Here is a 15,340-nt window from a genome sequence, read left to right as displayed (position 1 = left end):
AGCACTTTTGCTCAAGGCGTGGTGGGGGTCACTATTTCCTTGTCACAATACGAATTGACTATGACAGAACGCCCAACGACCGACGTAGTAACACGCGCGACCGCCCCGTCGGCAAAAGTCGTGGTGACGGTGACTTCCAAGGTGCCGATGCGCAGATAAATAAGTAGATCGCGATACGGTAGCCTGAATGTGTAACCGCTCAGGCGGATAGCGTCCGTTATCTCAACGTAGGTATCAAAGAGCCGTGTTACTGTCGGTAAGCCGGTCCGGGGACTGACTACCCTGGCGTTCAACGTCAGTTTTCGACTACTCACCATCAGTGGGTCGCCCGGCACGTAGACCTCAACGTAATGGTCAAGAGGCGTCGTCCCTGGAATGTCTACCAGTGAAGTGCATCTCACCTGCCCGCCAGTGAGTCGCTGGAAAACAGGGAGAGGCAGTGTATGACTTACCGCGTCTATAACATCAACCTCAGTGGCCGGTGATATATTCGGGTTGGTCGTGCCCGGCCCTGTAACATTGTAATGAAAGGGCTGTTTAACATTACCGCCGGCGACAATATCGCTCCATGGAATCGTAAACTTAAGCATGTCACCCGGAAGCAACGTACCGATAGGTTCTGGAGGCTGGATGATTGTGCCGTCAGGCCGCACAAGATTGATCATATAGCCCGTTTGAGGAGGCGCACCCGTGGTCGGTATATCGATCTCTACATTGACGCGCAGATTGGCATCAACCTCTCTTAGTATGTTCTGCCCGCTCGGCGGGGTGCCTTGACCAAAAAAGCGCGCTGGGGGCAGATTTATATTAGGCGTTCCTGGATCTCCGGGATTGACCGGCCCTGGAACACTTAAATCGACTTTGATCACTTTGGGGTCCGATTGGAATATTTCGCTGCCTCGAACCACTCGGTAGAACACAGTAACCGGTTGCGGCCCTACTTGAACGCCATATTCAGCCCGAATCAATGCGTTGAGGGCGGCCCCCTTGAACACCACATCGAACGCGCTGGCAGGCGTCAGAAGGCTATAAGGCTGCGAGCCCCACTTAATCTCATTTTGATCCAATGTCGGTTGCGAGTTCGTGTAAGCTCTTACCCGCGCCTCAATCCCTGCTTGGTAGTCAGCGTTATCGAGTAAATCATCGGTATTTCCCAATTCTGGGCTCGGCGCCAAGGGTATAAAAATTTGTCCCCGGCCCGGTGGGTCCAACACCGAAACCCTCAGCGGTTCAGCAATGGCGGGAAGACTCTCGTTACCGGACTTGTCTGTCAGGATGTAATACAGGTACTGGATAGCGTCAGTGGTGAACGCTGTTGTCGGAAGCGAAAACGGAGTGTTGGCAGCATCCATCATCAGGAACGGCGCCCCCACTTTATATTTGTCATCCTTGTTGAACATGTCGGGCCCGAGGAACAACTGAATCATATCGCCGTCTGCAAACTGCCCGACCGTCTCGGTAAAGTTATTGGGCGGGACATTGCCGGGAATGGTTGGATTATTGTCAATATAGGTACCGGTAATGGGCGATGGCAGTGTAGCCGGCAGTAATACTTTCAGCGGGGGCCGGCTATTTTGATCATTGACAGACCGGTACGGACCATATCTATCAACAATAAATGGCGACGAATCCGAATATTCAGAAAGGTCTCCTGCAACGCCCCCGAGATCCTGATAAATAGCATACCGACATAGATAATTAAGGTGCGGAAACCCGCCCCTTTGGGCTGCGACAAAAATAGAAGTAATCGCATCCTCGGGCGCCTTCAATTGAGCTTTTGCTTTCAGTATGCCCCAGTCAGAGTCCGGTTGACTGAGGTTTTTGAATTGTATGTCAACCCAATCCTCAGGCGTCGAAAACTGACCCGTGTAACAGTTAAGGGTCATTCCAGCATCTGCCGTCGTTGTATTAACAAGGCCCGTGTCGTCCAGTCGTTCTACCAATATTGGTGCAGGCAGAGTGGGCAGAGTGGCGAGAAGAGCCGCAGCATCTCTCGCTGAGATTTTATCAACCATTTCATACTCTCCTTGATTATTTGATATGCATAAACCCGTAAAAAACACATCGACAACACACTCATCGCCTACCACACGGCTAACGCTCCAGCGATTAAAACAACCTGGCTATTTTTCACCGGGCCCTACGCCGTTCGGTCCACAGTAATTGCCCGTACTGAACTTTCGATCAATTTGCGCATAGGCAATCGCTGACGTGCCGATCAGAATATTATTTCGGAATACACTGTAACGCGCCGAACCGCCGGCGAAATCACTCAACGGTCTGATCAACGCTTGATACTCTGCCTCCGTCATCCGGAAGCGATAGACTGTGTTTGGCTTGCCATCAGGGCCGGTGCCCCACTTGAATTTAAACGTTTCTGCTGTGGACGGAATCGGGTTACGGTCCGGATAATTTTTGAAGCCCTGCCATGACAACACGATCTCATCATTGGGCTGCAGTACCTGTGGGTTCGGATCAATCAACACTTCAATAACCTGCCAAACCGGCGGTTTGGTGTCGCAATTAAGGAACCGATTAGGGTGTTGTAACGACTGAGGAAAACTCGGCCGTGGATAGTTGATGGGCGGGGCAAGACTGACAAAAACAATTTGATCAGGGGACAACTGCTGGTTTACTCCATTGTCCGTCTGATAGTTCACAAGTGTCGTCGTATTACTGCCGCCGGCCTGGACCACCGACCAGGGGATCAGGTTGTCGAAGTCGACCACGCTCCCGCCGACATCACCTGCTTTGACCAGATAAGTCGCAACCGGCGCCGCCTGCCCCGGCCAGTAAAGCAGGGCGCGCTCGCCCACTAAGGGGTTGTCGAACAAGGCAAAGGAAGCTCTTACCGGCTTGTTGGCATCGCGGCTATCCAAATGATTGGGGATCTTGGAGACCTCGCCATAGATATTAACCAAGGCTAATTGACGGTTCAGCAGCGCGGGCGCCTGAGGGTTTTCCTGGCCCGCGATAGTCATGTCCACGGTGACGAGTTTCAGCGGCGAGCGTACGCCCGGGCCGACGGTATCTCCCGCACGAAGAATGAAGTAACGCACCGGCAAATCAATAATTCGGCGCAGGTTCGCGCCCTTGGCGATCAGTACGCTCCAATCCACGACGACCGAATGGGGTAACCGGCTGACCGTTGTTGCAGGGAGCCTGATGCCATCCCACTCGACAACACACTGATCACCCGGCAACAGGTTGTCATACTGACGCACTCGCACCGAGACCATACGGCGGGCGTCCTCTCGATTAATCAGCAGGTCGGACTCATACGCCGGTACTTCAGGCGGCGACAGATTGGCAGGCAGCGCATTCAGACGAAGCTGGGTGCTGGCGGCCAGTGAGTAACTCGATAAATTACCGGCTCGGTCTTGTAATCGGTAAATGAAATAAAGAACCGAAAAAGCTGAGAACTTACGAATTTCCGCCACTGGCATTTGTATAATCATCGACCCGCTGACAGCCACAAAAGATTGCCGATGATTGGGCGGACGTGCCACCGGTGACTCAGTGCCGTTCAAATTTCCGAGCACCGTGTCACCGGTTTTTCGATCAAGGTAATCGCCGGGGATGATAATATCCAACGTGCGGTTATTACTAAGATCAAACTCGGTAATGGGGTTGTTAACAAATGTTGCAGCCGCCAACTCTTGGCCTCCCCCTGGAGCAGCTCGATCAATAATGATCGTGGAAACAGGTGAGTATTCGAATGACGGGTTATCCGACTCAAGCGGGTGAACGCGATAGGATATATCAACCACGGCGTTGTTCTGAAAATACTCCTGAGGAATAAAAATTTTATCATAAGGGAAGTCAGCCTCAGTCAGAGGACCGGGCAACGCTATGGGTCCGATAGCGACAGGCTGACTACCACGTTGATTGAAATCGATAAATACATAGTCGATTTCTTTCTCTTGAGCCCGAAACATCCACGGCGTTTCAATAATCATCTGAATGGGTTGGAAGGATAAGGCTAAGGGAACCAGCCCATCGGGCAGAACGCCAACGAGCTTAATCGGCGCCAATGTCGGCGTAGCGGATATACCGACGGGCACGGTACGGGTTAAACCGCCGGCATTATTGTCGTTGTTATCCACTAACGTTTTTTCCATGGTGTTCTCCGTTACATCGGCGATTAACTATTACGCATTACGTTAAGCAGGATTCAATACCCAATTGCGCCAAGCCGATACTGTCAGATTTCACAGGTAACACTCCCGTTCGTCGGGTTTGGCCACGCCGAGCGGGCGTGCATAAAGCGAAATACACTTGACGGGTTTTCATTGTTGAGGTTTCCTGAAACCGGTTTCACAGCATCACCACCTCCAATAAGAAGGCCTGCCACCGTGACCCCTTTTTCCGCCGCCCAGCGCTGCCGCGTGACCATGCTCGACGTCGCCGAACGCGCCGGCGTGTCCAAAGCCAGCGTGTCGCGCTTTATCGGCGAGGACCGCGCCCTGCTCTCCGACGCCATTGCCTTGCGCATCGAACAGGCGATCAGCGAACTCGGCTACCGCCCCAACCAGATGGCACGCGGTTTGAAACGCGGTCGCACACGCCTGATCGGCATGCTGGTGGCCGATATCCGCAACCCCTATTCCATTGCCGTGATGCACGGTGTCGAAACCGCCTGCCGCCAGCATGGCTACAGCCTGGTGGTGTGCAATACCGACCGCGATGACGAGCAAGAGCGCCAGCACCTGGCGGCGCTGCGTTCGTACAACATCGAAGGGCTGATCGTGAACACCCTCGGCCATCATCTTGACCAACTGCTGGAGCTGCAACGGGAAATGCCATTGGTGCTGGTCGACCGTAAGGTCGAGCCGTTGCGCAGCGATATGGTGGGGCTGGATAACCCTGCGGCGGTCCGTATTGCAGTGGAGCACCTTGCACAGCAGGGTTATCGCGACCTGTTGCTGGTGAGCGAAAAAGCCGATGGCACCAGTTCACGCCTGGAGCGTCAGGCCAGTTTCACTGCCGAGATTGCGGCCCGCCCAGGGTTGACCGGCGCGGTGCTGGAACTTGATGGCACGCTGGAAAACCGCCTGCTCACCTTTCTGGCCAAGCCAGGCCCCAAGGCCTTGTTCTGCGCCAACGGCGTGGCGGCGCTGGCGTGCACCCACGCACTCAAAAAGCTGGGCTGCACGCTGTTTGATGACGTTGGCCTGATTGCCCTGGATGACCTCGACTGGTACCCGCTGGTGGGCAACGGCATCACTGCCCTCGCCCAGCCCACCGAGGCGATTGGCGCCAGCGCCTTCGACTGCCTGCTCAAACGCTTGCGCGGCGATAACGCGCCGCCGCGCACCCTGGATTTTTTGCCGCAACTGATAGTTCGCGGCACCACCCAATCCCTTGTGGGAGCTGGCTTGCCTGCGATAGCGATCATGCCGTCACTGCCTTATTGACTGACACACCGCTATTGCAGCGGTGCGACGATTCGACAAGCCAGCCCCCACATTGGTTTTTCGTATAAAAATGAAACCGGTTTCAGAGGTACATAACAATGCATAAATACCCCGTTTCCATCAGCCTATCCAGCTACGGCGCCGACCTGGTACGCCAGCAGGGCCAATTGAGTTTCGTCCAATTGCTCAGTGCCGCCGGCGCCCAGCGCATCGAGTGGCGCGAAGAACTGCTGACCACCGAACACCCCGCCGCCCTCGCCCAAGCCGCTGCCGAACACGGCCTGGAATCGGTGTTCTCTTCACCGCTGGAGCTGTGGGTGGCCGGGCGCGCCCAGCCCAACGCTGAACTCTGTGCAACCCTGGACCGCGCCCAAGCCTTTGGCTCGCGCTGGCTGAAGGTTTCCCTTGGCTATTTCACCGACACCAACGATTTGCAAAGCCTGCACGCCCTGCTCAACCGCCACCCGGTCAAGTTGCTGGTGGAGAACGACCAGACCCTGCACGGTGGGCGTATCGAGCCGATGCAACGCTTCTTCACTGAGGTGGAACGCCTGGGCTTGCCGGTAAAAATGACCTTCGACATCGGCAACTGGCAGTGGCAGGACCAATCCGCGCTCACCGCCGCGCGGCTGTTGGGCCGTCATGTGGATTACCTGCACTGCAAGGCCGTGGCGCGGCGCCAGGACGGCAAGCTGGTGGCCTTGCCGCCCGGCTCCACCGACCTGCATCTGTGGGAACAACTGCTCAAACATATGACTCAAGGTATTACCCGGGCCGTGGAATTCCCGTTGCAAGGCGACGACTTGGTTGCCGTCACCGCACAGCAGGTCGCCGCCCTCGCCCTCCTTGGCCAGCCCCGTGCGGAGAACGCCCATGTCTGAGATCGATATCCTTTCGTTTGGTGAAACCATGGCGATGTTTGTCGCCGAACAGACCGGCGACCTGGCCCAGGTGGCGCAGTTTCACAAGCGCATTGCCGGGGCCGACAGCAATGTCGCGATCGGGCTGTCGCGCCTGGGTTTCAATGTGACGTGGCTGAGCCGTGTCGGCGACGATTCCCTGGGGCGCTTTGTGGTCGACACGCTGAAGAACGAAGGCCTGGATTGCCGCCACGTGGCGGTCGACCCGCTGCACCCGACCGGCTTTCAATTCAAGTCCCGCGAAGAAGCCGGCGCCGACCCACAGGTGGAGTACTTTCGTAAAGGCTCGGCGGCCAGCCACTTGTCGATTGCCGCGATCAGCCCCGCCTTGCTGCAAGCGCGTCACCTGCACGCCACCGGCATCCCGCCCGCCTTGTCCGAGGCCACCCGCGAGCTGTCCGTGGAACTGATGACGCAGATGCGCAAGGCCGGGCGCAGCGTGTCGTTCGACCCGAACCTGCGCCCGTCGTTGTGGGCCAGCCAAGCGCAAATGATCGGTGAAATTAACGCCCTCGCCGCCCTCGCCGATTGGGTCTTGCCGGGCTTGGGCGAAGGCCGCTTGCTCACCGGTTTCGACGACCCGGCCGACATCGCCGCGTTCTACCTCGACCAGGGCGCCGAAGCCGTGGCGATCAAACTGGGCGCGGACGGCGCTTACTACCGCACCCACATGGACCAAGGTTTTGTCGCCGCCGTCCCGGTGGAAACCGTGGTGGATACCGTCGGCGCCGGTGACGGTTTTGCCGTCGGCATGATCAGCGCCCTGCTCGAAAACCTGAGCTTCCCCGAGGCGGTACAACGCGGCAACTGGATCGGCAGCCGCGCCGTGCAAAGCCTTGGTGATATGGAAGGTTTACCCAGCCGTTCTGAATTACCCACCCGATCTGTTGCATGACCCACTCCCTGTTGCCACAACTACAACAAGCTCAGGAGCAACCCCATGGAAACTGTGAAACTCGCCACCCGCCGCTGGTGGTACATCATGCCTATCGTGTTTATCACCTACAGCCTGGCGTACCTGGATCGCGCCAACTACGGCTTCGCCGCGGCCTCCGGCATGGCCGAAGACCTGATGATCACCCCCGGCATGTCCTCGTTGCTGGGCGCACTGTTTTTCCTTGGCTACTTTTTCTTCCAGGTGCCAGGAGCCATCTACGCGCAAAAACGCAGCGTTAAAAAACTGATTTTCGTCAGCCTGATTCTGTGGGGCAGCCTGGCCACACTCACCGGTGTGGTGTCCAACGCCTATATGCTGATCGCCATTCGCTTCATGCTCGGCGTGGTCGAAGCGGCGGTGATGCCGGCGATGCTGGTGTACCTGTGCCACTGGTTTACCCGTGCCGAACGCTCGCGGGCCAACACCTTCCTGATCCTCGGCAACCCGGTGACCATGATGTGGATGTCGGTGGTGTCGGGCTACCTGGTGCAGCACTTCAGCTGGCGCTGGATGTTTATCATCGAAGGCCTGCCGGCAGTGATCTGGGCGTTTATCTGGTGGAAGCTGGCGGATGAAAAACCCGCCGACGCCAAGTGGCTGAGCGAGCAGCATAAACAAGACCTGCAAAGCGCCCTGGCCGCCGAACAGGTCGGGATCAAGGCGGTGAAGAACTACGCCGAAGCCTTTCGTTCGCCCAAGGTGATCATCCTGGCGCTGCAGTTTTTTTGCTGGAGCATCGGCGTGTATGGCTTTGTGCTGTGGCTGCCGTCGATCCTCAAGGCCGGCTTGCAGATGGACATGGTCGAAGCCGGCTGGCTCTCGGCGCTGCCGTACCTGGCGGCGGTGATCGGCATGCTGGCGGTGTCGTGGGGCTCGGACAAAACGCAAAAACGTAAACGTTTTGTGTGGCCGCCGCTGCTGATTGCGTCTATCGCCTTCTACGCCTCCTACGCGCTGGGCGCTGAGCACTTCTGGTGGTCCTACACCCTCCTGGTCATCGCCGGCGCTTGCATGTATGCGCCCTACGGTCCGTTTTTCGCCATCGTCCCGGAAATCCTCCCGGCCAACGTCGCCGGTGGCGCCATGGCGCTGATCAACAGCATGGGCGCGCTCGGCTCGTTTGGCGGTTCGTACCTGGTGGGCTACCTCAATAGCAGCACCGGCTCACCCGGCGCCTCGTACCTGTTGATGAGCGGTGCGCTGATGTTTGCCGTGGTGCTGACGATTTTCCTCAAGCCCGGCGCCAGTGATCGCGTGCCGGTGCCCACTCTGGAGTTGAAGGTAAAAACCTCATGAAAAAGTCTGTCGTCCTGTACAAAAAGCTCTCCGCGCCGTTGATGGCCCGCTTGCACGAACACGTCGATGTGACCCTGATCGACGCCCTCGACGAACCCGGCCTGGCCCGGCTGCGTGACGCGTTGCCCGGCGCCCACGGCCTGCTGGGTGCCAGCCTGCGCCTGGATGCCAGGCTGCTCGACCTGGCGCCCAGGCTCGAAGCGGTGGCCAGTGTGTCGGTGGGCGTCGACAACTACGATATCGACTATCTGACCCAGCGCGGCATCCTGCTCAGCAATACCCCGGATGTGCTTACCGAAACCACCGCGGACACCGGCTTTGCGCTGATCCTGGCCACCGCCCGCCGGGTGGTCGAACTCGCCGATATGGTGCGTGCCGGCCAGTGGAGCAAGAACATCGGGCCGGCGCATTTTGGCACCGATGTGCACGGCAAGACCTTGGGCATTATCGGCATGGGCCGCATCGGCGAAGCCCTGGCCCAGCGTGGGCATTTTGGTTTTGGCATGCCGGTGATTTACCACAGTCATTCGCCCAAGCCGCGGGTTGAGGAACGCTTTGGGGCGCAGTTTCGAAGCTTGCCGGAGTTGTTGCAGCAGGCTGACTTTGTGTGCCTGACGTTGCCGCTCACGGCTGAAACCGAAAAGCTGATCGGCGCGCGTGAGTTTGGGTTGATGGGGCCGGATACGATTTTCATCAATATCTCGCGTGGCAAGGTGGTGGATGAAGCGGCGCTGGTTGAGGCGCTGCAACAGCGCACGATTCGGGCGGCGGGGTTGGATGTGTTTGAGCGCGAGCCTCTGAATCATGACTCGCCTTTGTTGCGCCTGAACAATGTGGTGGCCACGCCGCATATCGGTTCGGCGACCCACGAGACGCGGGAGGCGATGGCCGCTTGCGCGGTGGAAAATTTGCTGGCGGCGCTGGCGGGGGAGCGGCCGAATAATCTGGTTAATCCGAGTGTGTATTCTGATATAGCGGTGGGTTAGTCAGTGTCTTCGGTGACTGACACACTGGCGTGTACATAGCCGTTACTTGGATAATGGCGGCTAGGGGTTTGGCTGTGTTTCACATCAAGCCATGCATGGCCATAACGGCCTGAACACGGTCAACCTGTGGGAGCGGGCTTGCTCGCGAAAGCGGCGCGTCAGGCGAAGCATCAGGTGACTGATACACCCTCTTCGCGAGCAAGCCCGCTCCCACATTTTGACTGTATTTCAAGTCAAAGCATGTAGAGCCACAACGGCCTGAATGCGGTCAACCTGTGGGAGCTGGCTTGCCTGCGATGGCATCAACTGGGTGTACCTGACACACCGAGGTGTCTGCATCGCAGCGGTGCGACGATTCGACAAACCAGCTCCCACACGCAAAGCACCTAACCCCTCAAATCAGCGCAACGCCCGCCGCAGCACTTTACCCACCGTGGTCTTGGGCAATTCGATACTGCGAAACTCCACATACTTGGGCACTTTGTACCCCGTCAGATATTCCCGGCAATGGGCCAGGATCTGCTCCTGGGTCAAGCTAGGGTCCTTGCGTACCACAATAATCTTGACCTTCTCCCCCGTCACCGGATCTTCCACCCCAATCGCCGCCACCTCCCCCACACCAGGATGCAACGCCACCACGTCTTCAATCTCATTCGGATACACGTTAAACCCCGACACCAGGATCATGTCTTTCTTGCGATCCACCAGACGAATATACCCACGCTCATCCATCACCCCAATGTCCCCGGTGGACAGCCACCCCTCGGCATCCAGCACTTCAGCCGTTTCCTTGGGCCGCTTCCAGTACCCCTGCATCACCTGCGGGCCACGCACTTGCAGTTCACCTTGCTCACCAATGTCCGCCAGCTCGCCGTCCTCACGCATAAACCGCACCCAGGTCGACGGCAACGGCACGCCGATGCTGCCGGTGAATTCCATCTCGCGCATGCGGGCAATGTTGATCGGGCTGATGCTCACCACCGGCGAGCATTCCGTCAGCCCATAACCTTCGATGATCGGCAGCCCAGTGACCTCCTTCCAGCGTTTGGCCACCGCCGTGTGCGTGGCCATGCCGCCAGCAATCACCATGCGCAGGTCAGAGAAATCCCGCGCACAAAACTCCTTGTTTTCGAGCAAGCCGTTAAACAAAGTGTTGACCCCGGCAATGCCGTTGAAGCGCTCCTTGCGCAAGATCATCTGCACCCGTTTCACATCCCGTGGATTGGCAATCAGGATGTTGCGCCCGCCCAGGCACATGAACATCAGGCAGTTCACTGTCAGCGAAAAGATGTGATACAGCGGCAGCAAGGTCACGTTGGTTTCCTGCTTGTCCTGGTCCAACTGATCCCCAACCCAGGCCTTGGCTTGCAGCAAATTGGCGATGATATTGCGATGGCTGAGCATCACGCCCTTGGCATCCCCCGTAGTGCCGCCGGTGTATTGCAAAAACGCCAGCTCGTCGAGGTGCATCTCCACCGGAAAATGGTTCAGCGCCCGCCCCTGTTTCAGCACGTTGTTGAAGCGCACCGCGCCAGGCAGGTGAAATTTTGGCACCTGTTTTTGCACGCGACGCAGGATGAAGTTCATCGCCGCGCCCTTGAAGGTGCCCAGCAGATCGCCAATGGCCGCCACTACCACGCGTTTGACGCGGCTGCCCTGCGCGACTTTTTCAAAGGTGTGGGCGAAATTTTCAAAGATCACCAGGGTGTCGGCTTCGCTGTCCTTGAGCAAATGCTTGAGTTCATGGGAGGTGTACAACGGGTTGACGTTGACCACCACCGCACCGGCCAGGATCGTACCCAGCAGGCAGATCGGGTACTGCAAGCAATTGGGCATCATCAGTGCCACCCGGTCGCCCTTTTTCACGCCCTGGCCCTGCAACCACGCGGCAAACGCCTGGCCTTGCACCTGCCAGTCGGCGTAGGTCATTTCGGTGCCGATGCTGACGTAGGCGACCCGTTCGCGGAATTTTTCCAGGTGCTCCAGGAACACCTCGCGCAGCGACGGGTAGGCCTCGATACCGGCCTCGATGTCCGCCGGCACGCCCGGCAAGTAGGCGTTCAACCAGACCCGTTCGGTGTGTTCCTGGCTTACAGCATTCATGGCAGTCTCCTTATTGTTGTTTTTGATCAGGCTATTTTTCGACGATGGCGGTTATGCCCAGCCCGCCTGCTGCACAAATCGAAATCAGGCCGCGCCCACCACCGTTTTCATGGATGGTTTTGGCCAGTGCCGCCAGTTGCCGGCCACCGGTGGCGGCAAACGGATGGCCACAGCCCAGCGAGCCACCATTCACATTCATCTTGCTGCGGTCGATGGCACCCAGCGGTGCCTCCAAGCCTAGCCGCTCGCGGCAATACTCGGGGTCTTCCCACGCCTTGAGCGTGCACAGCACCTGGGCGGCAAAGGCTTCGTGAATTTCAAAAAAATCAAAGTCGGCAAACCCCAGGCCCTCACGCTTGAGCAGGCGCGGCACGGCATACGCCGGGGCCATCAACAGGCCTTCGGTGCCGTCGACAAAGTTCACCGCGGCGGTTTCGCCGGTACGCAGGTAGGCAAGCACCGGCAACCCCTGCTCGGCAGCCCAGGCTTCGCTCGCCAGCAGGACCACTGAGGCGCCATCGGTCAGCGGTGTGGAGTTACCCGCCGTGAGCGTGCCGTTTTGGCGGTCGTAGGCAGGCGATAGCCCGGCGAGCTTCGCAAGGCTAGTGTCGGCACGCAGGTTGTTGTCGCGCGCCAGCCCGCGATAAGGGCTGATCAGGTCATCGAAAAAGCCGCGTTGGTAGGCCGCATCCAGGCGCTGGTGGCTGGTGAGGGTCAGCTCATCCTGGGCCAGGCGTTTGATCTGCCAGCGCTTGGCCATTTCTTCGCAGTGTTCACCCATGGACAAACCGGTACGCGGCTCGCCATTGCGCGGTAGCAACGGTTTGAAAAACATCGATGGGCGTACCTTGAGCAAGGCCTTCACCTTGGTGCCCATGCCTTTGGCGCGATTGGCCGCCAGCAAGGTGTGACGCAGCGATTCGTTGATGCCGATGGGCGCATCGGAGGTGGTATCGGCACCGCCGGCGATGCCCACTTCAATCTGGCCGAGAGCAATCTTGTTGGCGACCAGCAAGGCCGCCTCCAGCCCCGTGCCGCAGGCTTGTTGTACGTCGTAGGCAGGCGTGTCTGGCGACAGCGTGGTAGACAGCAACGCCTCACGCGCCAGGTTGAAGTCCCGCGAGTGCTTGATCACCGCGCCCGCAGCAAACTCGCCCAGGCGCTGGCCGTGCAGGTCATAGCGCTCGACCAAGCCTTGCAGGGCCGCCACCAGCAGGTCCTGATTGCTGTCGTGGGCATACACCGTGTTGGAGCGGGCAAACGGGATACGGTTGCCGCCGATAATCGCCACGCGGCGGGTTGGGGCCGGGTTGAAGCTGTAGTCACTCATTGGTGGCTCTCTTTCCAAATAAATAGCCCGCGCATATGCGGTTTGTCACCGGCAAAATTGCGCACTTCGAACTCACGGCGCGGGCCGCTCACCGGGCGGCTCCACAGTGCAACCTGGCCGGGCAGGAAGATCGGCAGCTTGAAGTCGCAATGCGCTTGCGCCTGATCCAGCCCACCCGGCGGTTGTTGCGCGGCGAGTGCGCGGCCCAGGGTCCACATGCCATGGGCGATGGCGCGGCGAAAGCCGAAGATCCTGGCGCCGATCACCGAGGTATGAATCGGGTTGAAATCCCCCGAGACCCTGGCAAACCGGCGCCCCAGGTCGGCCGGCAGCACCCAGCGCTGGGTGCGCAACAGGCCGTCTTCCTGCAAGGGCAGCACGTCGTCCCAAGGTTCGCCGACCGGGTCTTTGACGTCGCGGCGCAGGTACAGGCTGTCGCTTTCCCACACCAACGTATCAGCTGCAAAAGCGCGGGTGGCGATGCTCAATGCCTGGCCCTTGGGGTGCGCCACCCAGCGCGCGCAATACACTTCCAGGCGCAAGGCCTGGCCTTCGTGTAAGCGCTGGTGCTGATGAATGCGATTGGCCAGGTGCACCATGCCACTGGCCGGGTACGGGAAACTTGGCCGGGTCAACAGCATCAAGTGCAGAGGGAACGCCAGCACGTGCGGATAAGACAGCGGCACGCCCTGCTCACGGCGAAAACCGCAGGCGCGGCCATAGGCGGCGATGCCAGTGGCGCTCAACTCCACCGCCGAGCGCACCAGCCGTTCTGCAGGCAGCGGAGGCGGCCCTTCGAGCTTGGGTTTGCGCAGTGCACGCACGCCGTCCAGCAACAGCTGGGTGCGTGACGGCGGCGGGTCGATGATCTGCGTCACGTAGTCCATGGTTCAGGCTCCCAGCAGGCTTTGGCCGCACACGCGCACCACCTGGCCATTGACCCCGCCGGACGCCGGGTGCGCCAGCCAGGCGATGGTCTCGGCCACATCGATCGGCTGCCCGCCCTGGGACAGCGAGTTCATGCGCCGCCCGGCCTCACGGATCATCAGCGGGATTTTGGCGGTCATCTGGGTTTCGATAAACCCCGGCGCCACCGCATTCACCGTGACGTGCAGCGCGGCCGCCTGCGGCGCCAGGCCCTGCACCAGGCCAATCACGCCGGCCTTGGAGGTGGCGTAGTTGCTTTGCCCGAGGTTGCCGGCAATACCGGAAATCGACGACACGCACACAATTCGCCCGCCAGGGTTCAAGCCCTGGCCTTCCAACAGTGCGGTGCTGAGTTGCAACGGCGCTTCGAGGTTGACCGCCAGCACACTGCGCCAGGCGGCTTCGGTCATCTTGGCGATGGTCTTGTCGCGGGTGATCCCGGCGTTGTGCACCACCACATCGAATGCGCCGTATTGGCTGACATGCGCCTGCAACAGCGCGGTCGCATCGGCTGCGGTGATGTCCAGTGGCAAGGCCGAGCCGTTCACACTGTCGGCGGCCTGAAGCAGCGCAGCCTGGGCCTGGGGCACGTCCACACACACCACATGGGCGCCGTCGCGGGCCAGCACCTGCGCAATCGCCAGGCCGATGCCACGGGAGGCGCCGGTGACCAGGGCACGGCGGCCGGCGAAGGGCTTGTCCCAGTTCACTGTCACCTGGCCATCCACGGGTTTTTCCAGGCGCACCACCTGGCCCGACACATACGCCGAGCGGCGCGACAAAAAGAACCGCAGGCTGCTGGCCAGCGCGTCTTCGGCGCCCGGCGCCACGTAGATCAATTGCACCGTGATTGCGCGGCGCAATTCCTTGGCCAGCGAGCGCACCAGCCCCTCAAGGGCACGCTGGGCGATGGCCTGAGGCAAGTCCTGGCAATGTTCCGGCGCCGTGCCGAGCACCACCACGCGGCCGTGCTGGCTTAGGCGCTTGGCATTAGCGTGGAAGAACACGTAGAGCTCGTCGAGTTGTTGCAGGTCGAGCACGGCAGTGGCGTCGAACACCGCGCCCTGCACCTTGACCGTGGACGGTGCCTTGAGGGTTGCCGGGGTGGCGGCGACGGTGTCGGTGTCTTTGAAGAGCTGTTGCACCTGCGCACCCAGGCGCCCTGCCCCGGCGATAATCACCGGGTTGGCAAGGCCTTGCTGGCCGCTGCGGTGGCGTAGCAAGGGCAAGGGTTGCGGCAGGCCGATGGCCTGGGCCAGGCGCCGACCCCAACGGGAATTGACGAAGGATAGGTAGCTGTCACTCATTGATAGTTCCACTCACAAACACTGTCTTGCCGTGTAAACCCAATCAACTGTGGGAGCGGGCTTGCTCGCGAATGCGGTGGGTCAGCCCACACATATACCGCTGATAGACCGCATTCG

At 59.4% G+C, this 15,340-nt stretch carries 11 protein-coding genes; 5 read left to right on the top strand and 6 right to left on the bottom strand.

Features of this window, described 5'->3' with window-relative positions:
- Window positions 1–11 precede the first annotated feature (11 nt).
- Window positions 12–2,015 (bottom strand): hypothetical protein, encoded by a 2,004-nt coding sequence (locus ACTD9P_RS21370; protein WP_438869258.1) that lies wholly within the window; start codon window positions 2,013–2,015, stop codon window positions 12–14.
- Window positions 2,016–2,123: 108 nt separating this feature from the next.
- Window positions 2,124–4,121 carry a hypothetical protein gene (locus ACTD9P_RS21365; RefSeq protein ID WP_438869257.1) on the bottom strand — a complete coding sequence of 666 codons (1,998 nt, stop codon included), beginning with the start codon at window positions 4,119–4,121 and terminating at the stop codon, window positions 2,124–2,126.
- A 234-nt stretch (window positions 4,122–4,355) separates the two neighbouring features.
- Between ACTD9P_RS21365 and ACTD9P_RS21360 the strand changes: the two genes are divergently transcribed.
- From ACTD9P_RS21360 to ACTD9P_RS21340, 5 genes are all read left to right on the top strand, one after another.
- Window positions 4,356–5,417: a LacI family DNA-binding transcriptional regulator gene (locus ACTD9P_RS21360; protein ID WP_438869256.1), complete on the top strand. Its 1,062-nt coding sequence runs from the start codon at window positions 4,356–4,358 to the stop codon at window positions 5,415–5,417.
- Between the two features lie 98 nt (window positions 5,418–5,515).
- Entirely contained in the window at window positions 5,516–6,298 is a 783-nt protein-coding gene (locus tag ACTD9P_RS21355; RefSeq protein ID WP_438869255.1) for a sugar phosphate isomerase/epimerase family protein, read from the top strand.
- Entirely contained in the window at window positions 6,291–7,232 is a 942-nt protein-coding gene (locus ACTD9P_RS21350) for a sugar kinase (protein ID WP_438869254.1), read from the top strand. The genes ACTD9P_RS21355 and ACTD9P_RS21350 overlap by 8 nt, the downstream gene beginning before the upstream one ends.
- A 45-nt stretch (window positions 7,233–7,277) precedes the next feature.
- Window positions 7,278–8,570 (top strand): MFS transporter, encoded by a 1,293-nt coding sequence (locus ACTD9P_RS21345; protein WP_438869253.1) that lies wholly within the window; start codon window positions 7,278–7,280, stop codon window positions 8,568–8,570.
- A complete protein-coding gene (locus ACTD9P_RS21340; RefSeq protein ID WP_438869252.1) occupies window positions 8,567–9,556 on the top strand; it encodes an NAD(P)-dependent oxidoreductase in 990 nt (329 codons plus the stop codon). The genes ACTD9P_RS21345 and ACTD9P_RS21340 overlap by 4 nt, the downstream gene beginning before the upstream one ends.
- A 399-nt stretch (window positions 9,557–9,955) precedes the next feature.
- Here ACTD9P_RS21340 and ACTD9P_RS21335 read toward each other — a convergent pair whose 3' ends face one another.
- The 4 genes from ACTD9P_RS21335 to ACTD9P_RS21320 are packed head-to-tail and all read right to left on the bottom strand — an operon-like array spanning window position 9,956 to window position 15,223.
- Window positions 9,956–11,659 carry an AMP-binding protein gene (locus ACTD9P_RS21335; protein WP_438869251.1) on the bottom strand — a complete coding sequence of 568 codons (1,704 nt, stop codon included), beginning with the start codon at window positions 11,657–11,659 and terminating at the stop codon, window positions 9,956–9,958.
- 31 nt (window positions 11,660–11,690) lie between these two features.
- A complete protein-coding gene (locus ACTD9P_RS21330) occupies window positions 11,691–12,989 on the bottom strand; it encodes an acetyl-CoA C-acetyltransferase (RefSeq protein ID WP_438869250.1) in 1,299 nt (432 codons plus the stop codon).
- A complete protein-coding gene (locus tag ACTD9P_RS21325; RefSeq protein WP_438869249.1) occupies window positions 12,986–13,876 on the bottom strand; it encodes a MaoC/PaaZ C-terminal domain-containing protein in 891 nt (296 codons plus the stop codon). The genes ACTD9P_RS21330 and ACTD9P_RS21325 overlap by 4 nt, the downstream gene beginning before the upstream one ends.
- Window positions 13,877–13,879: 3 nt before the next feature.
- On the bottom strand, window positions 13,880–15,223 hold the full coding sequence (locus ACTD9P_RS21320) for a 3-oxoacyl-ACP reductase (protein WP_438869248.1): 1,344 nt from the start codon (window positions 15,221–15,223) through the stop codon (window positions 13,880–13,882).
- Between the last annotated feature and the right edge of the window lie 117 nt (window positions 15,224–15,340).

Origin of the sequence: Pseudomonas onubensis, from assembly GCF_965653655.1 — a bacterium.
Classification (GTDB): Bacteria; Pseudomonadota; Gammaproteobacteria; order Pseudomonadales; family Pseudomonadaceae; genus Aquipseudomonas.
Note: the sequence above shows the minus strand (reverse complement) of the source record. Positions and strands in the feature narration are given on the sequence as shown.